Source organism: Pseudomonas sp. p50(2008), assembly GCF_015351605.1.
Lineage (GTDB): Bacteria > Pseudomonadota > Gammaproteobacteria > Pseudomonadales > Pseudomonadaceae > Aquipseudomonas.
This window is the reverse complement of sequence record NZ_JACMYF010000001.1, coordinates 870,992-885,673: the sequence shown is the minus strand read 5'-3', so window position 1 is coordinate 885,673 and position 14,682 is coordinate 870,992. Positions and strand designations below refer to the sequence as shown.

The 14,682-nt window shown below is 60.5% G+C and carries 18 protein-coding genes; 16 read left to right on the top strand and 2 right to left on the bottom strand.

Features of this window, described 5'->3' with window-relative positions; translation table 11 throughout:
- Window positions 1-20 precede the first annotated feature (20 nt).
- The 7 genes from H7698_RS03980 to H7698_RS03950 all read left to right on the top strand — a co-directional run bounded on the left by H7698_RS03980 (window position 21) and on the right by H7698_RS03950 (window position 5,508).
- Complete coding sequence (locus H7698_RS03980; protein ID WP_194690647.1) at window positions 21-1,154, top strand: protein-glutamate methylesterase/protein-glutamine glutaminase; 1,134 nt, start codon at window positions 21-23, stop codon at window positions 1,152-1,154.
- Window positions 1,154-1,894 carry a flagellar motor protein gene (locus H7698_RS03975; RefSeq protein ID WP_045061205.1) on the top strand — a complete coding sequence of 247 codons (741 nt, stop codon included), beginning with the start codon at window positions 1,154-1,156 and terminating at the stop codon, window positions 1,892-1,894. The genes H7698_RS03980 and H7698_RS03975 overlap by 1 nt, the downstream gene beginning before the upstream one ends.
- A gap of 15 nt (window positions 1,895-1,909) precedes the next feature.
- Entirely contained in the window at window positions 1,910-2,803 is an 894-nt protein-coding gene (gene motD, locus H7698_RS03970; RefSeq protein ID WP_162435934.1) for a flagellar motor protein MotD, read from the top strand.
- 43 nt (window positions 2,804-2,846) lie between these two features.
- Window positions 2,847-3,635, top strand: coding sequence for a ParA family protein (locus H7698_RS03965; RefSeq protein WP_162435935.1), 789 nt, complete (start codon window positions 2,847-2,849; stop codon window positions 3,633-3,635).
- Window positions 3,636-3,679: 44 nt separating this feature from the next.
- Window positions 3,680-4,555, top strand: a complete 876-nt coding sequence (locus H7698_RS03960; protein ID WP_194690646.1) for a CheW domain-containing protein — start codon at window positions 3,680-3,682, stop codon at window positions 4,553-4,555.
- A 74-nt stretch (window positions 4,556-4,629) separates the two neighbouring features.
- On the top strand, window positions 4,630-5,115 hold the full coding sequence (locus tag H7698_RS03955; protein ID WP_007946765.1) for a chemotaxis protein CheW: 486 nt from the start codon (window positions 4,630-4,632) through the stop codon (window positions 5,113-5,115).
- On the top strand, window positions 5,116-5,508 hold the full coding sequence (locus H7698_RS03950; protein ID WP_162435937.1) for a DUF2802 domain-containing protein: 393 nt from the start codon (window positions 5,116-5,118) through the stop codon (window positions 5,506-5,508).
- A gap of 124 nt (window positions 5,509-5,632) precedes the next feature.
- Here the strand turns inward: H7698_RS03950 and H7698_RS03945 are convergent, their stop codons facing one another.
- Both H7698_RS03945 and fliK read right to left on the bottom strand, forming a co-directional pair.
- On the bottom strand, window positions 5,633-5,962 hold the full coding sequence (locus tag H7698_RS03945; RefSeq protein ID WP_162435938.1) for an EscU/YscU/HrcU family type III secretion system export apparatus switch protein: 330 nt from the start codon (window positions 5,960-5,962) through the stop codon (window positions 5,633-5,635).
- Window positions 5,959-7,533, bottom strand: coding sequence for a flagellar hook-length control protein FliK (gene fliK / locus H7698_RS03940; RefSeq protein WP_162435939.1), 1,575 nt, complete (start codon window positions 7,531-7,533; stop codon window positions 5,959-5,961). Before fliK ends, H7698_RS03945 begins: the two co-directional genes overlap by 4 nt.
- 198 nt (window positions 7,534-7,731) lie before the next feature.
- Here fliK and ccmA point away from each other — a divergent pair, with 198 nt between their 5' ends.
- The 9 genes from ccmA to ccmI all read left to right on the top strand — a co-directional run bounded on the left by ccmA (window position 7,732) and on the right by ccmI (window position 14,682).
- Entirely contained in the window at window positions 7,732-8,367 is a 636-nt protein-coding gene (gene ccmA, locus H7698_RS03935) for a cytochrome c biogenesis heme-transporting ATPase CcmA (protein WP_162435940.1), read from the top strand.
- Window positions 8,364-9,032: a heme exporter protein CcmB gene (ccmB, locus tag H7698_RS03930; RefSeq protein ID WP_150582590.1), complete on the top strand. Its 669-nt coding sequence runs from the start codon at window positions 8,364-8,366 to the stop codon at window positions 9,030-9,032. Before ccmA ends, ccmB begins: the two co-directional genes overlap by 4 nt.
- 78 nt (window positions 9,033-9,110) lie before the next feature.
- The gene (locus H7698_RS03925; protein ID WP_162435941.1) at window positions 9,111-9,866 is read left to right on the top strand and encodes a heme ABC transporter permease; all 756 of its coding nucleotides are present in this window, start codon (window positions 9,111-9,113) and stop codon (window positions 9,864-9,866) included.
- Window positions 9,863-10,039, top strand: coding sequence for a heme exporter protein CcmD (ccmD, locus tag H7698_RS03920; RefSeq protein WP_007980758.1), 177 nt, complete (start codon window positions 9,863-9,865; stop codon window positions 10,037-10,039). Before H7698_RS03925 ends, ccmD begins: the two co-directional genes overlap by 4 nt.
- Window positions 10,036-10,491: a cytochrome c maturation protein CcmE gene (gene ccmE, locus H7698_RS03915; RefSeq protein ID WP_194690645.1), complete on the top strand. Its 456-nt coding sequence runs from the start codon at window positions 10,036-10,038 to the stop codon at window positions 10,489-10,491. The genes ccmD and ccmE overlap by 4 nt, the downstream gene beginning before the upstream one ends.
- 3 nt (window positions 10,492-10,494) lie before the next feature.
- Complete coding sequence (locus H7698_RS03910) at window positions 10,495-12,483, top strand: heme lyase CcmF/NrfE family subunit (RefSeq protein ID WP_162435943.1); 1,989 nt, start codon at window positions 10,495-10,497, stop codon at window positions 12,481-12,483.
- Window positions 12,480-13,016, top strand: a complete 537-nt coding sequence (locus H7698_RS03905) for a DsbE family thiol:disulfide interchange protein (RefSeq protein ID WP_162435944.1) — start codon at window positions 12,480-12,482, stop codon at window positions 13,014-13,016. The genes H7698_RS03910 and H7698_RS03905 overlap by 4 nt, the downstream gene beginning before the upstream one ends.
- Window positions 13,013-13,483 carry a cytochrome c-type biogenesis protein gene (locus H7698_RS03900; protein ID WP_194690644.1) on the top strand — a complete coding sequence of 157 codons (471 nt, stop codon included), beginning with the start codon at window positions 13,013-13,015 and terminating at the stop codon, window positions 13,481-13,483. The genes H7698_RS03905 and H7698_RS03900 overlap by 4 nt, the downstream gene beginning before the upstream one ends.
- A complete protein-coding gene (gene ccmI / locus H7698_RS03895) occupies window positions 13,480-14,682 on the top strand; it encodes a c-type cytochrome biogenesis protein CcmI (protein ID WP_162435946.1) in 1,203 nt (400 codons plus the stop codon). The genes H7698_RS03900 and ccmI overlap by 4 nt, the downstream gene beginning before the upstream one ends.

Below are 14,682 nucleotides of genomic sequence, written 5' to 3'. Positions count from 1 at the left end.
CTCCGTCTAACGGAGTGTTTATGGCAGTCAAAGTCCTGGTGGTGGATGATTCGGGTTTTTTCCGCCGCCGCGTCTCGGAAATTCTTTCAGCGGATCCGAACATCCAGGTCGTCGGTACGGCGACCAACGGAAAAGAGGCGATCGACCAGGCGCTGGCCCTCAAGCCAGACGTGATCACCATGGACTACGAGATGCCAATGATGGACGGCATCACGGCAGTGCGGCACATCATGCAACGCTGCCCGACGCCGGTGTTGATGTTCTCCTCGCTGACGCACGAAGGCGCCCGGGTCACCCTGGATGCACTCGACGCTGGCGCGGTGGATTTCCTGCCGAAAAACTTCGAGGACATCTCGCGTAATCCGGACAAGGTCAAGCAACTGCTGTGCGAGAAGATCCATACCATCTCGCGCAGTAATCGCCGTGCCGCCACCTACAGCGCGCCAGCCCCCGTCGTCGCTCCCGTTGCGCCAACTGCGCCTTCGAGCGTGGGTAGTTACGGCAGCAGTGCGCCTGCACGTCCGGCACCGATTCCAATTCGTACTCCCGCACCGGCATCGTCTGCGCCGTCGTCGCCCGCACCCAAACGCAAAGCCTACAAACTGGTCGCCATCGGCACGTCCACTGGCGGGCCGGTGGCCTTGCAGCGCGTCTTGACCCAATTGCCGGCCAGCTTCCCGGCACCCATCGTGTTGATTCAGCACATGCCCGCCGCGTTCACCAAGGCGTTCGCCGAGCGTCTGGACAAGCTTTGCCGCATCACCGTCAAGGAAGCAGAGGATGGCGACATCCTGCGTCCGGGCCTGGCGTTGTTGGCACCGGGCGGCAAGCAGATGATGATCGACGGCCGTGGCGCGGTGAAAATCCTCCCGGGTGACGAGCGTCTGAACTACAAGCCCTGTGTGGACATCACCTTCGGTTCTGCGGCCAAGTCCTACGGTGACAAAGTTCTGGCGGTGGTACTGACCGGCATGGGCGCCGATGGCCGTGAAGGGGCGCGCTTGCTTAAACAGGGTGGTAGCTCGATCTGGGCTCAGGATGAAGCCAGTTGCGTGATCTACGGCATGCCGATGGCCATCGTCAAAGCTGAACTCGCCGACGCGGTGTATGGCCTGGACGAAATTGGCAAGCACCTGGTCGAGGCGTGCATCTGATGGACGTTCTAAGCCTCATCGGGATCATCATGGCGTTCGTTGCCATCATTGGCGGCAACTACCTTGAAGGCGGCCACCTCGGCGCGCTGGCTAACGGCCCGGCGGCGTTGATCGTCATCGGCGGCACCGTCGGTGCGGCGCTGTTGCAGTCGCCGATGAGTGCCTTCAAGCGTGCCATGCAGATTCTGGTCTGGATTCTTTTTCCGCCTCGCGTGGACCTGGCCGGCGGCGTTGATCGCGTCGTCAACTGGAGCCTGACCGCTCGCAAGGAAGGCTTGCTCGGACTGGAAGGGGTGGCCGATGCCGAGCCGGACAATTATTCGCGCAAGGGCCTGCAACTGCTGGTGGATGGGGCCGAACCGGAAGCCATTCGCAGCATCCTGGAAGTGGATTTCTACACCCAGGAAAGCCGAGATATAGAAGCCGCCAAGGTCTTCGAAAGCATGGGTGGCTACGCGCCGACCATCGGCATTATCGGCGCCGTCATGGGCCTGATCCACGTCATGGGCAACCTGGCCGATCCGTCGCAACTGGGCAGCGGCATTGCCGTCGCCTTCGTCGCCACCATTTACGGCGTGGCCAGTGCCAACCTGGTGTTGCTGCCGATCGCTGCGAAACTCAAGGCCATCGCCTTAAGACAGTCGCGTTATCGCGAAATGTTGCTTGAAGGCATTCTGTCGATCGCCGAAGGTGAAAACCCTCGCTCTATCGAGTTGAAGCTTCAGGGCTTCATGGATTGATGGGAGACATGGACGATGGCTCGTCGCCGACAACCTGAAGAACACGTAAACCATGAACGCTGGCTCGTTTCCTACGCCGACTTCATTACGTTGCTGTTCGCGTTCTTCGTGGTCATGTACTCGATCTCTTCAATTAACGAAGGCAAGTACAAGGTGATTTCCGAGGCGTTGATCGGCGTCTTCAACGATGCCGACCGGTCCCTGAAACCCATCCCTATCGGCGATGAACGGCCCAGGTCAGTGACCCCGGCCAAGCCGCTGGTCAAGGACAGCGAGCAGGTCGACGCCGGTATCGCTCAAGCCGCCAACGATCCGCTGAAAAGCATCGCCGATGACATCAGTGCGGCGTTCGGCGATCTGATCAGCTCCAATCAGATGACCGTGCGTGGCAACGAGTTGTGGATCGAGATCGAACTCAACTCCAGCCTGTTGTTTGGCAGCGGCGACGCCATGCCCAGCGACGTGGCCTTCAGCATCATCGACAAGGTCGGGGTGATCCTGAAGCCGTTCGATAACCCGATTCATGTTGAAGGTTTTACCGACGATCAACCGATCCGTACCGCGCAATACCCGACCAATTGGGAGCTGTCTTCCGCTCGGTCGGCGAGCATTGTGCGCATGCTGGCGATGCAGGGCGTGAACCCGGGTCGCCTGGCCTCGGTGGGTTATGGCGAATTCCAGCCGGTGGCCAACAACGCTACGGCAGAGGGGCGTGCGCGCAACCGTCGCGTGGTCTTGGTGGTTTCACGAAATCTTGATGTACGTCGCAGCCTCACCAGCACCGGAACCGCCAATGCACAGCCGGATGCCGCATTGAAGCGGGCTGGCACACAAACTGCACCTGCACCGGTCAAGCCGCCGGGACGAGAGAGCGCCGTCAATTCTCCGTCACCCGCATTAATACGCTGAGCTATTTCTCGGTCGGCATTTTCGGCCGGGAGGAACAATCTGAATGAGAGTCTGGGCAGTCGCCAATCAAAAGGGTGGTGTTGGTAAAACCACTTCCTCCATTGCTTTAGCCGGGTTGCTGGCCGAGGCAGGCAAGCGCGTGGTCGTGGTCGATCTCGATCCCCACGGCTCTATGACCAGCTATTTCGGCTACGACCCCGACAGCCTGGAACACAGCTGCTACGACCTGTTCCTGCACAAGGGCAGCGTTCCGGCGGGGTTGCCTGGGCAACTGCTGTTACCGACCAGCCATGAGAGCATTTCGCTGTTGCCCTCAAGCACCGCACTGGCAACCCTTGAGCGTCAGTCGCCGGGGCAGAGTGGTTTGGGCCTGGTGATCGCCAAGAGTCTGGCGCAGCTGTGGCAGGACTTTGATTACGCCGTGATCGACAGCCCGCCGCTGCTGGGTGTGCTGATGGTCAATGCCCTTGCTGCCAGCCAGCAATTGGTGATTCCTGTGCAGACCGAGCATCTGGCCGTCAAAGGCCTTGAACGCATGGTCAACACCCTGGCGATGATCAACCGTTCACGCAAACAACCGCTGCCTTTCAGTATCGTGCCGACCTTGTTCGACCGCCGTACCCAGGCGTCCCTTGGCACACTGCGAGTGCTGCGCGACATGTACCCGGAAGAAATCTGGCAAGGCTATATCCCGGTCGATACACGTTTGCGCGACGCCAGCCGTGCCGGTCTGACGCCTTCACAGTTCGACGGCAAGAGCCGCGGTGTTCTCGCGTACCGCTCGTTGCTCAAACACCTGTTGGCGCAGCAACTTGTACCGGCGGTGGCCTGAATGAACCCAATCCCTGTAGGAGCTGCCGCAGTGGGGGTGTGTCAGTGAATCGGCCGGTCAAGCTCACGTCGCGCCCGCAAATGGCATTGCAGTCCTATCTGGACAGCTTGCTGCAGGATGCGACCGAAGAGTTGCCTGCGCAGGTCGAAGCGCTCGCCGACGTCATCGAGGTTGTCGAAGCTGTCGAGGTTGAAGCTGCGCTGGATGAGTTCCAGGCCGCCGTGCTCGAAGAACAGGCCCGCGATGCGCAGCCATCCACTGCCGTTTCCGAACCAGAGGTAAAAAAAGCGCCGGTGATGGTCGTCGAAGCACTGGCTCCGGTTCTGGCACCCGTATCGACCATCGCCCCGCTTCTACAAACCCTGGTGCCACCGGTCGTCGAGGTCCACCTGCCGCCCGGCACTACGCCACCACCTGTGGCATCCGACGGTCGCCCATCCTGGGCTGCCGAGCCATTCGAATGCCTGTTGTTCGATGTCGCCGGATTGACACTGGCCGTGCCGCTGGTGTGCCTGGGTTCGATCTACTCGCTGGAAGGTCACGAACTGACACCGCTGTTCGGTCAGCCAGAGTGGTTCCTCGGCATATTGCCGAGCCAGGCCGGCAATCTGAAAGTCCTCGATACCGCGCGTTGGGTGATGCCCGACCGCTATCGCGACGATTTCCGCCAGGGCTTGCAGTACGTGATTTCGGTTCAGGGGTACGAATGGGGACTGGCCGTGCATCAGGTCAGTCGCTCGTTGCGCCTGGACCCGAATGAAATCAAATGGCGCAGCAACCGGGGCCAGCGCCCCTGGCTGGCCGGAACAGTGATTGAACACATGTGTGCGTTGCTCGATGTCTCCGAACTGGCCGAACTGATCGCCAGCGGTGGAGCCAAGCACATGGGCGGGAAAAAGCCCGCTCACAAACCGACATAACAAACAGGTGACGGTCCATCAAGGGCCGCTGCACGGAACACACACCGCCAGGGCGGTTTTTTGAGGGTCAGGGTATGAATGACAAGGCAACAGCTGCAAAGGGTTCCGAAGATCCGATCCTGCAATGGGTAACCTTCAAGCTGGACAATGAAACCTACGGCATCAACGTGATGCGCGTTCAGGAAGTCCTGCGCTACACCGAAATCGCCCCGGTACCGGGTGCCCCAAGCTACGTGCTCGGCATCATCAACCTGCGCGGCAACGTGGTCACCGTGATCGACACCCGTCAGCGCTTCGGCCTGATGAACGCCGAGATCAGCGACAACACCCGTATCGTTATCATTGAAGCCGACAAGCAAGTCGTCGGGATCATGGTCGATAGCGTGGCCGAAGTGGTGTACCTGCGTCAGTCGGAAATCGAAACCGCGCCGAACGTTGGTAATGAAGAGTCCGCCAAGTTCATTCAAGGCGTGTGCAACAAGAACAACGAACTGCTGATCCTGGTCGAGCTCGACAAGATGATGAGCGAAGAAGAATGGTCGGACCTGGAGAACATCTGATTGATTCTTGAGGTAGCGGTCATTGTCCTGTTCCTTTTCTGGGCAGGCACGCTGGCAATGTTCCTGGCCTACATTCGCGCGCAAAAGCAACTCGCCGCGCAACAGGTGCAAGGCGATGCGCTGCGCGATCAGCGCATCAAGGACCTGATCCGGCGTGTTGAGAATTACCAGGACGGTAACGTGCGCATGGGCCAGGAACTGCAGGAATTGCGTGCGGTGGTCGGGCCCTTGCCGGACAAGCTTGCTTCACTCGAACAGCGCGACCCCTCGAGCCTCTCATTTGCCCAGGCAGCTCGCCTGGTGGGAATGGGGGCCAGCGTCGATGAACTGACCCAATCCTGCGGCTTGACCCAGGCTGAGGCGGAATTGATGAGCAAGTTGCACAAGAACTGAAAGATCAAAAGATCAAAAGATCGCAGCCTCCTTTCACTCGACAGCTCCTGCATTGAAGATGGCGTACACCTTGTAGGAGCTGTCGAGTGAAACGAGGCTGCGATCTTTTTTGTGCCACACCCCATCAATAATCATCCCCGCGATCGGTGATGTCTTTCTCTACCGCAGGCGCATCCGGATCGTGGCCCGCCGGAAACTTCCCCTTCAGCGTCCACGCAAACGCAATGATCTCGGCGATCGTGCGGTACAACTCCTCCGGAATGCTTTCCCCCAATTCCATCCGCGCCAGCAGCTTCACCAGCTCGGCGTTCTCGTAGATGGGCACCTCATAATCACGGGCAAGCTTCAAAATGGCCTCGGCCAGTGCATCGTCACCTTTGGCCGTGAGGGTAGGGGCGTGAGTGCCGTCGTATTTGAGCGCGATGGCCTGGCGCGGGGCGGTGGAGGTTTTCATGCGTTTTCGTCGACCCAGCGTTGTTCGAGACGGGTTTGGGGGCCTTGGGGGGGTGTGCCGAGGTGGCAATCGATGTCGCCGACGTTAAGCCCCGAGTCCAGCAGACGTTTACGCAGGGCGACCAGATTGTTTTCGATCAGACTGGCGGTGTAGGGCCGCTCAGCCCAAAGCTGGCTGGACAGGCTGCCACTGATCAGCTGTGCCTGGACCTGTAATGGCCCGAGTGGCTCCATATCGAACGCCAGCTCGACGCGCCAGAGTTGTTGCTTGGGCTGGCGCTCCTCGGGACGTTCTTTCGGTTGCTCTTTCTCCGGGGCGTCTTCGCGCTGGAATTTGACTTGCAGCGGCACGATGTCCTGCAGGTTGCGCATCGGAATCTCCAGCTGCCAGGTACTCATCAACCGTCCATCGGCGGTAACACCGGTCTGTTCCAGACTCGACAATTGATGGCTTTGCAAGCGCGAGACCGCCGCCGCCGCCAGACGCAGCAGGTGTTCGAGGTCGTCCTCGCCATCGCCGCTTTTCAGGAGGCGTTCGGGCACAGGGAAACTGGTCGGCGACGGCTTGGCACTGACCTGGCCGAGCATGCCGAGGGCGTTACGCACAAAGCTCGGCATCGCCTGGGCAAGGGTATTGGCGGCGATAATCGCGTTGAGATTGGTGTTGGACGCCAGGCCTGGAGTGAGTTGGGCGATAAGCCTGAGCAGATCGCCTTTCATGTCGGGCGCGAGTGTCGGATTTTGCCCGGTCAGCAGTTTCGACTCGAGGAACACGCCGCTGTTGGCCAATGCCAAAGCCAGGCCTTTGGCGCTACTCAATTGATGAATGTCCGGGAGACCGGCCAGTAATTTGTCCACGGCCGCTCGCAGGTCACTGGAGGTTTGCCCCGAATCCGGCAGGTTCTGCAGCAGTTTGAGCAGGCCATCGAGCGAGCCTTGCCGGCTCGTTTGGCTGGCCAGTTGTTGCGTGACCGCCAATTGCTCCGAGCGATTGCTCAGCGGGACGAATTTCAGGGTCTGGCTGTCCTGAACCAAGGCGCTCAGTAACGTCCCGATGCGCAATGGCGTCGGGCTATCGATGCTCAGGGTGCTGCCGCTGAGCGCGGTATTGAGCAGGCTCACCATCGAACGGAACACTGTTGGCTGGCCAGGGACCTGCGGCATCACCTGGGAGGTCAGGACTTTACCTTGCAACAAGGTGCCCGCCGGCAGTTGCGCGGTATCGAGGCGCGTGAGGCTGGCAGCGTTTGAGGCAATGGCCTGTTGCAGCGTGATGGCCAGATTGCCGGCCGAGGGTTGGGTAATCGCCAGGTTGCTGCCCTGGGGCAACGGCTGTGCGCTGGTCGCTTGAAGGGTGGTCTGGCGACCGTTGGCCAGGGTGATCTTCAGCAGCAGTTGAAACGCCTGATCCGCCTGCTTGAGCGACAGCACCTCGGCATTGGCGGATTGACCGGCCGAGATCAAACCCTCCATGGGGGTCAACAGCTTCAGCAGTTCGCCGCTGGACCCCTGGGGACGCGAAGTCGCCGGTGAGTTCTGCGGGAGCGGGAGGATGTTCATTTCGCCTGTCATACGCGGTCACAACCTGAGGAAATTGCACTCTTTAGAGTAGGAGATGGCATGTATAATGCCGCCCCGTCGTCTTCGGGGCGCTGAAAACATTGCAAATGTTTGACCCAGCTCTCTATGACGGGCCGCCAATGCATCTATCCTGCATTCTCTTTAGCGGCCGCAATACCGCCGACTTGAACCGTAAAGGCCCGTAATCTCTTGACCAGTCCTGTCCTGCAAACCGTTGCCCTTGCCTGTGAGCGAGACCTTCGGCTGCTCTTCGAAAATCTCGAATTGAGACTGGCCAGTGGCGAAATGGTGCAGATCAGTGGCCCCAACGGCAGTGGCAAGACCAGTCTTCTGCGGCTGCTCTCAGGCTTGATGCAGCCGACTGCCGGTCAAGTGCTGCTCAACGGCCAGCCGCTCAACGAACAACGCAACGAGCTGGCGCGCAACCTGTTGTGGATCGGCCATGCCGCCGGGATCAAGGACCTGCTGACGCCGGAAGAGAACCTGAGCTGGCTTTGCGCGCTGCATCAGCCGGCTACCCATGACGCCATCTGGCAAGCACTGGACGCGGTCGGGCTGCGCGGCTTCGAGGACGTTCCCTGCCATACGCTGTCCGCCGGCCAGCAACGCCGGGTGGCGCTGGCCCGGTTGTTCCTGGACAGCCCGCCGCTGTGGATTCTGGATGAGCCTTTCACCGCGCTTGATAAACAGGGCGTGGCCCAACTCGAAGAACACCTGGCTGCCCACTGTGAGCGCGGCGGCATGGTGGTGCTGACAACTCACCACACACTGAGCCGAATGCCGGCCGGTTATCGCGACATTGATCTGGGGAACTGGGCCGTATGAGTGTTTTCGGCCTGTTGGTGGCCCGCGAAGCCCGTTTGCTGTTTCGCCGCCCTGCGGAGTTGGCCAATCCGTTGGTTTTCTTTGCAATCGTCGTTGCGCTGTTCCCTTTGGCGGTCGGACCCGAGTCTCAATTGTTGCAAACCTTGTCTCCGGGACTGGTCTGGGTAGCAGCCCTTTTATCGGTTTTGCTCTCGCTGGACGGGCTTTTCCGCAGTGATTTCGAAGACGGTTCGCTTGAGCAGTGGGTCCTTTCGTCGCACCCCCTGCCTCTTCTGGTTTTGGCCAAGGTGCTGGCACACTGGGCGTTCTCTGGCCTGGCACTGGTATTGCTCGCGCCATTGCTGGCGTTGATGCTCGGTTTGCCTGCCGCCTGTCTGCCCGTGTTGCTGCTTTCTTTATTGCTGGGTACACCGGTACTGAGCCTGCTCGGTGCGGTGGGCGCAGCGTTGACCGTGGGACTCAAGCGTGGCGGCCTGTTGCTGGCGCTGCTGATTCTTCCGCTGTACATCCCGGTATTGATTCTTGGCAGTGGCGCTTTGCAGGCGGCACTGCAGGGCATGCCGGCGACCGGTTATCTCTTGTGGCTTGGTAGCCTGACCGCCCTGGCGATAACACTGACACCCTTTGCAATAGCTGCTGGCCTGAAGATCAGCGTCGGCGAATAATGAGGTCTGGTCAGAAATTGATCAGTAAAGACCCTTGGCTGCTCGTGATGGCGAGCAGCAACCGTGATGGAAACAGTAATGAACTGGACCTGGTTTCATAAGCTCGGCTCACCCAAATGGTTCTACGGCATCAGCGGCAAAATGCTGCCGTGGCTGAGCGTCGCGGCGTTGCTGCTGACCGGCGTCGGCGTCGTGTGGGGCCTCGCCTTTGCGCCGCCTGACTATCAGCAAGGCAACAGCTTTCGCATCATCTACATCCACGTCCCGGCCGCCATGCTGGCCCAGTCCGTCTACGTGATGCTGGCTGTGTGCGGTATCGTCGGGCTGGTCTGGAAGATGAAACTGGCCGACGTTGCCCTGCAATGCGCCGCGCCCATCGGTGCCTGGATGACCGCCGTGGCGCTGGTCACCGGCGCGATCTGGGGTAAACCGACCTGGGGGTCGTGGTGGGTCTGGGATGCACGACTTACGTCGATGCTTATTCTGCTGTTTCTGTACTTCGGTCTCATTGCGCTGGGCAATGCCATCAGCAATCGTGACAGTGCCGCCAAGGCGTGTGCGGTGTTGGCGATTGTCGGCGTGATCAACATTCCGATCATCAAGTACTCGGTGGAGTGGTGGAACACCCTGCACCAGGGCGCGACCTTTACGCTCACCGAAAAACCGGCAATGCCCGCTGAAATGTGGCTGCCGCTGCTGCTGACGGTGCTGGGTTTCTACTGTTTCTTCGGCGCGGTGCTGTTGCTGCGCATGCGCCTTGAAGTGCTCAAGCGCGAATCCCGCGCCAGTTGGGTAAAGGCCGAAGTGCAGAACAGCCTGGAGGCCGCTCGATGAGTTTTGCTTCATTCGGCGACTTCATCGCCATGGGCCATCATGGCCTGTATGTCTGGTCGGCCTATGGCATCTGCCTGGCGGTACTGGCCCTTAACGTGGCGGCGCCGATCCTGGCCCGCAAGCGGTATCTGCAACAAGAGGCGCGTCGTCTGCGCCGGGAGAACGGCAAGTGAATCCGCTGCGCAAAAAGCGTCTTATCATCATTCTCGCGATTCTGGTCGGTGTCGGCGCTGCCGTTGGCCTGGCGCTGAGCGCCCTGCAGCAGAACATCAACCTGTTTTACACCCCCACCCAGATCGCCAGCGGTGAAGCCCCGCTGGACACGCGTATTCGCGCGGGCGGCATGGTCGAGAAAGGTTCGCTGCAACGTTCCGGCGACTCGCTGGACGTTAAATTCAACGTCACCGACTTCAACAAAACCGTGACCATCAGCTACCGCGGCATCCTTCCTGATCTGTTCCGGGAAGGGCAGGGCATCGTGGCCCTGGGCAAGCTCAATGCGGAGGGCGTCGTGGTGGCGGATGAAGTACTGGCCAAGCACGACGAGAAGTACATGCCGCCGGAAGTCACCAAAGCCCTGAAAGACAGTGGCATGTCGGCACCTACTCCTGCGAAAGAGGGTTAATAGATGACTTCTGCGATCTTTATCCCTGAACTGGGTCAATTGGCGATGATCCTGGCGCTGTGTTTCGCGCTGGTTCAGTCCAGCGTCCCGTTGCTCGGCGCCTGGCGCGGTGATCGTCTGTGGATGAGCCTGGCCCAGCCGGCCGCGTGGGGCCAGTTCACCTTTCTGGCGTTTGCGTTCGGTTGCCTGACCTACGCGTTCATGACTGACGACTTCTCTGTGGATTACGTCGCCAGCAACTCCAACAGCGCATTGCCGTGGTACTACAAGTTCAGCGCTGTCTGGGGCGCGCACGAAGGTTCGTTGCTGCTCTGGGCGTTGATCCTCGGCGCCTGGACATTCGCGGTGTCGGTGTTCTCCCGGCAGTTGCCGCAAGTGATGCTGGCCCGGGTATTGGCCGTGATGGGCATGATCAGCACGGGTTTCCTGCTGTTCCTGATCCTCACCTCCAACCCGTTCGCCCGTATCCTGCCGCAGATTCCAACAGACGGTCGTGACCTTAACCCCTTACTGCAGGACATCGGCCTGATCGTTCACCCGCCGATGCTCTACATGGGCTACGTCGGGTTCTCCGTGGCATTCGCATTTGCCATCGCCGCGCTGCTGGGCGGCCGCCTTGATGCGGCCTGGGCGCGCTGGTCCCGTCCGTGGACCATTGTCGCCTGGGCCTTCCTCGGCATCGGTATCACGCTGGGTTCCTGGTGGGCCTACTACGAACTCGGCTGGGGCGGCTGGTGGTTCTGGGACCCGGTGGAAAACGCCTCCTTCATGCCTTGGCTGGTGGGGACCGCGCTGATTCACTCGTTGGCGGTCACGGAAAAACGTGGCGTGTTCAAAAGCTGGACGGTGCTGCTGGCCATCGCGGCCTTCTCGCTGAGCCTGCTAGGTACGTTCCTCGTGCGTTCCGGCGTGTTGACGTCGGTGCATGCCTTCGCGTCCGACCCTGAGCGTGGCGTGTTCATTCTGATCTTCCTGCTGTTCGTGGTAGGTGGCTCCCTGACGCTGTTCGCCCTGCGCGCGCCGGTAGTGAAGAGCCAGGTCGGCTTCAACCTGTGGTCCCGGGAAACGCTGTTGTTGGGCAACAACCTGGTGCTGGTGGTCGCGGCTTCGATGATCCTGCTCGGGACCCTGTACCCGTTGATTCTCGACGCGATGACCGGTGCCAAGTTGTCGGTGGGTCCGCCGTACTTCAATGCGTTGTTTATCCCGTTGATGGCGTTGCTGATGGTCGTGATGGCCGTCGGCATGCTGGTGCGCTGGAAGGACACCCCGGTCAAATGGCTGGTGGGCATGCTGACCCCGGTGTTGCTGGGTAGCGCCGCGTTGGCCGTGGTCGCCGGTATCGCTTATGGCGATTTCAATTGGGCGGTGATCGCGACGTTCATGCTCGCTGCCTGGGTGTTGCTGGCGGGCGTACGGGACATCTTCGACAAAACACGTCACAAAGGCCTGATCAAGGGTTTGCCGACACTGACCCGCAGCTATTGGGGCATGCAGATTGCGCACCTGGGTATCGCCGTATGCGCCCTGGGTGTCGTGCTGTCGAGCCAGAACAGCGCCGAGCGCGACCTGCGCCTGGCACCGGGCGAGTCCATGGACCTGGCCGGGTATCAGTTCGTGTTCGAAGGCGCCAAGCACTTCGAAGGTCCGAATTTCACCTCCGACAAAGGCACGGTGCGGGTCATCCGCAACGGCACGGAAATCAGCGTGCTGCACCCGGAAAAACGCCTCTACACCGTGCAGAACTCGGTGATGACCGAAGCCGGGATCGACGCCGGGTTCACCCGTGACCTCTACGTCGCACTCGGCGAACCGTTGGGCGATGGTGCCTGGGCTGTGCGGGTTCACGTCAAACCGTTCGTGCGCTGGATCTGGTTCGGCGGGCTGCTGACCGGGTTCGGCGGATTGCTGGCGGCAATGGATCGCCGTTACCGGGTCAAGGTGAAAAGCCGCGTGCGTGAAGCACTGGGCATGACAGGAGCTACGGCATGAGACGTTGGTTGATGCTGTTGCCACTGGCGATTTTTCTGGTGGTGGCTGTTTTCCTTTACCGAGGCCTGTACCTGGACCCGGCCGAGTTACCGTCGGCGATGATCAACAAGCCGTTCCCGGAGTTTTCCCTGCCCGCAGTGCAGGGCGATAAAACCCTGACCAAGGCGGATATTCTGGGCAAACCGGCGTTGGTCAACGTGTGGGGCACCTGGTGCATCTCCTGCCGGGTAGAGCACCCGGTGTTGAACAAGCTCGCCGAACAGGGCGTGGTGATCTACGGCATCAACTACAAGGACGTCAACGCTGACGCCTTGAAGTGGCTGGCAGAGTTCCACAATCCGTATCAGCTGGACATCCGTGACGATGAAGGCACGTTGGGCCTGAACCTCGGTGTGTACGGCGCACCGGAAACCTTCTTCATCGACGCCAAGGGCATCATCCGCGACAAGTTCGTCGGTGTGATCGATGAGCAGGTCTGGCGCGAAAAACTGGCAGCCAAGTATCAGGCGCTGGTCGATGAGGCCAAGCCATGAAGCGCTGGATTGCCGCTGCCGTTCTTGGGTTGTGCATGGCGGGCGTGGCCCACGCCGCCATCGACACCTACGAGTTCGCCAAAGAAGGCGACCGTGAGCGCTTTCGCGAACTGACCAAGGAACTGCGCTGCCCCAAGTGCCAGAATCAGGACATCGCCGATTCCAACGCACCGATCGCCGCCGACCTGCGCAAAGAGATTTTCCGCATGCTCGGCGAGGGCAAGGACAATCAGCAGATCATCGACTTCATGGTCGATCGCTATGGTGATTTCGTCCGCTACAGACCGGCCTTGAATGCCAAGACCGCGCTGCTCTGGTTCGGTCCCGCCGGCTTGTTGCTGGGCGGTTTTGTGATCATCTTCGTGATTGTCCGTCGTCGCCGCGTCCAGCGCACTGACGCCCCGGACTCGCTATCTGCCGAGGAGCGCGAGCGCCTCGACCACCTGTTGGATAAAAACCAAGAATGATTGATTTCTGGCTTGCTGCAGGTCTGCTGCTTCTGGTTGCCCTGAGTTTTCTGTTGATCCCTGTGTTGCGTGGCCGTCGTGCCCAGCTTGAAGAGGATCGTACGGCCCTGAACGTCGCGTTGTACCAAGAGCGCGTGGCTGAGTTGCAGACTCAGCAGGAAGAGGGCGTGCTCAATGCCGCGCAAATGGACACCGGTCGCGCCGAAGCGGCTCGTGAATTGCTGGCCGACACCGAGGGCGTTGCGGCACCGCGCGTATCGCGGCTGGGCAAACCATTGCCATTGCTGGCGGCGATTCTGGTGCCGGTGCTGGGCCTTGGCTTGTACCTGCATTTTGGTGCCAGCGACAAAGTCGAGCTGACGCGCGAGTTCGCGCAGGCGCCGAAATCGATGGAAGAAATGACCCTTCGCCTGGAGCGTGCCGTCGCGGCTCAGCCGGATTCGGCCGAAGGCATGTACTTCCTGGGCCGTACCTACATGGCCCAGGACCGTCCCGGCGACGCTGCGAAGATGTTCGAGCGCACCGTGAACCTGGCCGGCCGGCAGCCCGAGTTGCTTGGCCAATGGGCACAGGCCCAGTATTTCGCCGACGGTAAAAAGTGGTCAGACAAGGTTCAGGCCCTGACCGACGAAGCGTTGAAAGCCGATCCCAAGGAAGTCACCAGCCTCGGTCTGCTGGGTATCGCTGCCTTCGAAAGCGAGCGATATCAGGACGCCATCGATTACTGGAACCGCCTGCTTGCCCAGTTGCCTGCACAGGACAATTCTCGCGGCGCACTGGAAGGCGGGATCGCCCGGGCTACCGAGAAACTTGAAGCCAGTGGCGGCAAAGTCGCCCAGGCACCTGTGGCCAAAGCGCCAGCGCTGCTGAAAGTCACCGTTGACCTCGCGCCAGCGCTCAAGGCGAAAGTTCAACCGGGGGACAGCGTGTTCATCTTCGCCCGCGCTACGTCGGGGCCGCCGGCACCCCTGGCTGCCAAGCGTCTGACCGTTGCCGACTTGCCGGTAACTGTCGAGTTGGGTGATGCCGACGCAATGATGCCGCAGTTGAAACTGTCGAACTTCCCTGAAGTCCAACTGGTTGCGCGCATTTCCCGCGCCGGCCAACCAACTGCCGGTGAATGGGTCGGTCGCAGCCAGCCTCTGGCCAGCAGCAGCACTGCGCCGCAAAAACTGACCATCGACAGTCCGGACAAATAG

Excerpts from the sequence above, each read along its gene's own strand:
- ccmB (WP_150582590.1), top strand. The coding sequence starts at position 8,364 with ATGAGTGTTTTCGGCCTGTTGGTGGCCCGCGAAGCCCGTTTGCTGTTT.
- H7698_RS03955 (WP_007946765.1), top strand. The coding sequence starts at position 4,630 with ATGAATGACAAGGCAACAGCTGCAAAGGGTTCCGAAGATCCGATCCTG.
- H7698_RS03975 (WP_045061205.1), top strand. The coding sequence starts at position 1,154 with ATGGACGTTCTAAGCCTCATCGGGATCATCATGGCGTTCGTTGCCATC.
- H7698_RS03905 (WP_162435944.1), top strand. The coding sequence starts at position 12,480 with ATGAGACGTTGGTTGATGCTGTTGCCACTGGCGATTTTTCTGGTGGTG.
- ccmD (WP_007980758.1), top strand. The coding sequence starts at position 9,863 with ATGAGTTTTGCTTCATTCGGCGACTTCATCGCCATGGGCCATCATGGC.
- H7698_RS03900 (WP_194690644.1), top strand. The coding sequence starts at position 13,013 with ATGAAGCGCTGGATTGCCGCTGCCGTTCTTGGGTTGTGCATGGCGGGC.
- H7698_RS03965 (WP_162435935.1), top strand. The coding sequence starts at position 2,847 with ATGAGAGTCTGGGCAGTCGCCAATCAAAAGGGTGGTGTTGGTAAAACC.
- H7698_RS03980 (WP_194690647.1), top strand. The coding sequence starts at position 21 with ATGGCAGTCAAAGTCCTGGTGGTGGATGATTCGGGTTTTTTCCGCCGC.
- motD (WP_162435934.1), top strand. The coding sequence starts at position 1,910 with ATGGCTCGTCGCCGACAACCTGAAGAACACGTAAACCATGAACGCTGG.
- fliK (WP_162435939.1), bottom strand. The coding sequence starts at position 7,533 with ATGACAGGCGAAATGAACATCCTCCCGCTCCCGCAGAACTCACCGGCG.
- H7698_RS03925 (WP_162435941.1), top strand. The coding sequence starts at position 9,111 with ATGAACTGGACCTGGTTTCATAAGCTCGGCTCACCCAAATGGTTCTAC.
- ccmI (WP_162435946.1), top strand. The coding sequence starts at position 13,480 with ATGATTGATTTCTGGCTTGCTGCAGGTCTGCTGCTTCTGGTTGCCCTG.
- H7698_RS03910 (WP_162435943.1), top strand. The coding sequence starts at position 10,495 with ATGACTTCTGCGATCTTTATCCCTGAACTGGGTCAATTGGCGATGATC.
- H7698_RS03945 (WP_162435938.1), bottom strand. The coding sequence starts at position 5,962 with ATGAAAACCTCCACCGCCCCGCGCCAGGCCATCGCGCTCAAATACGAC.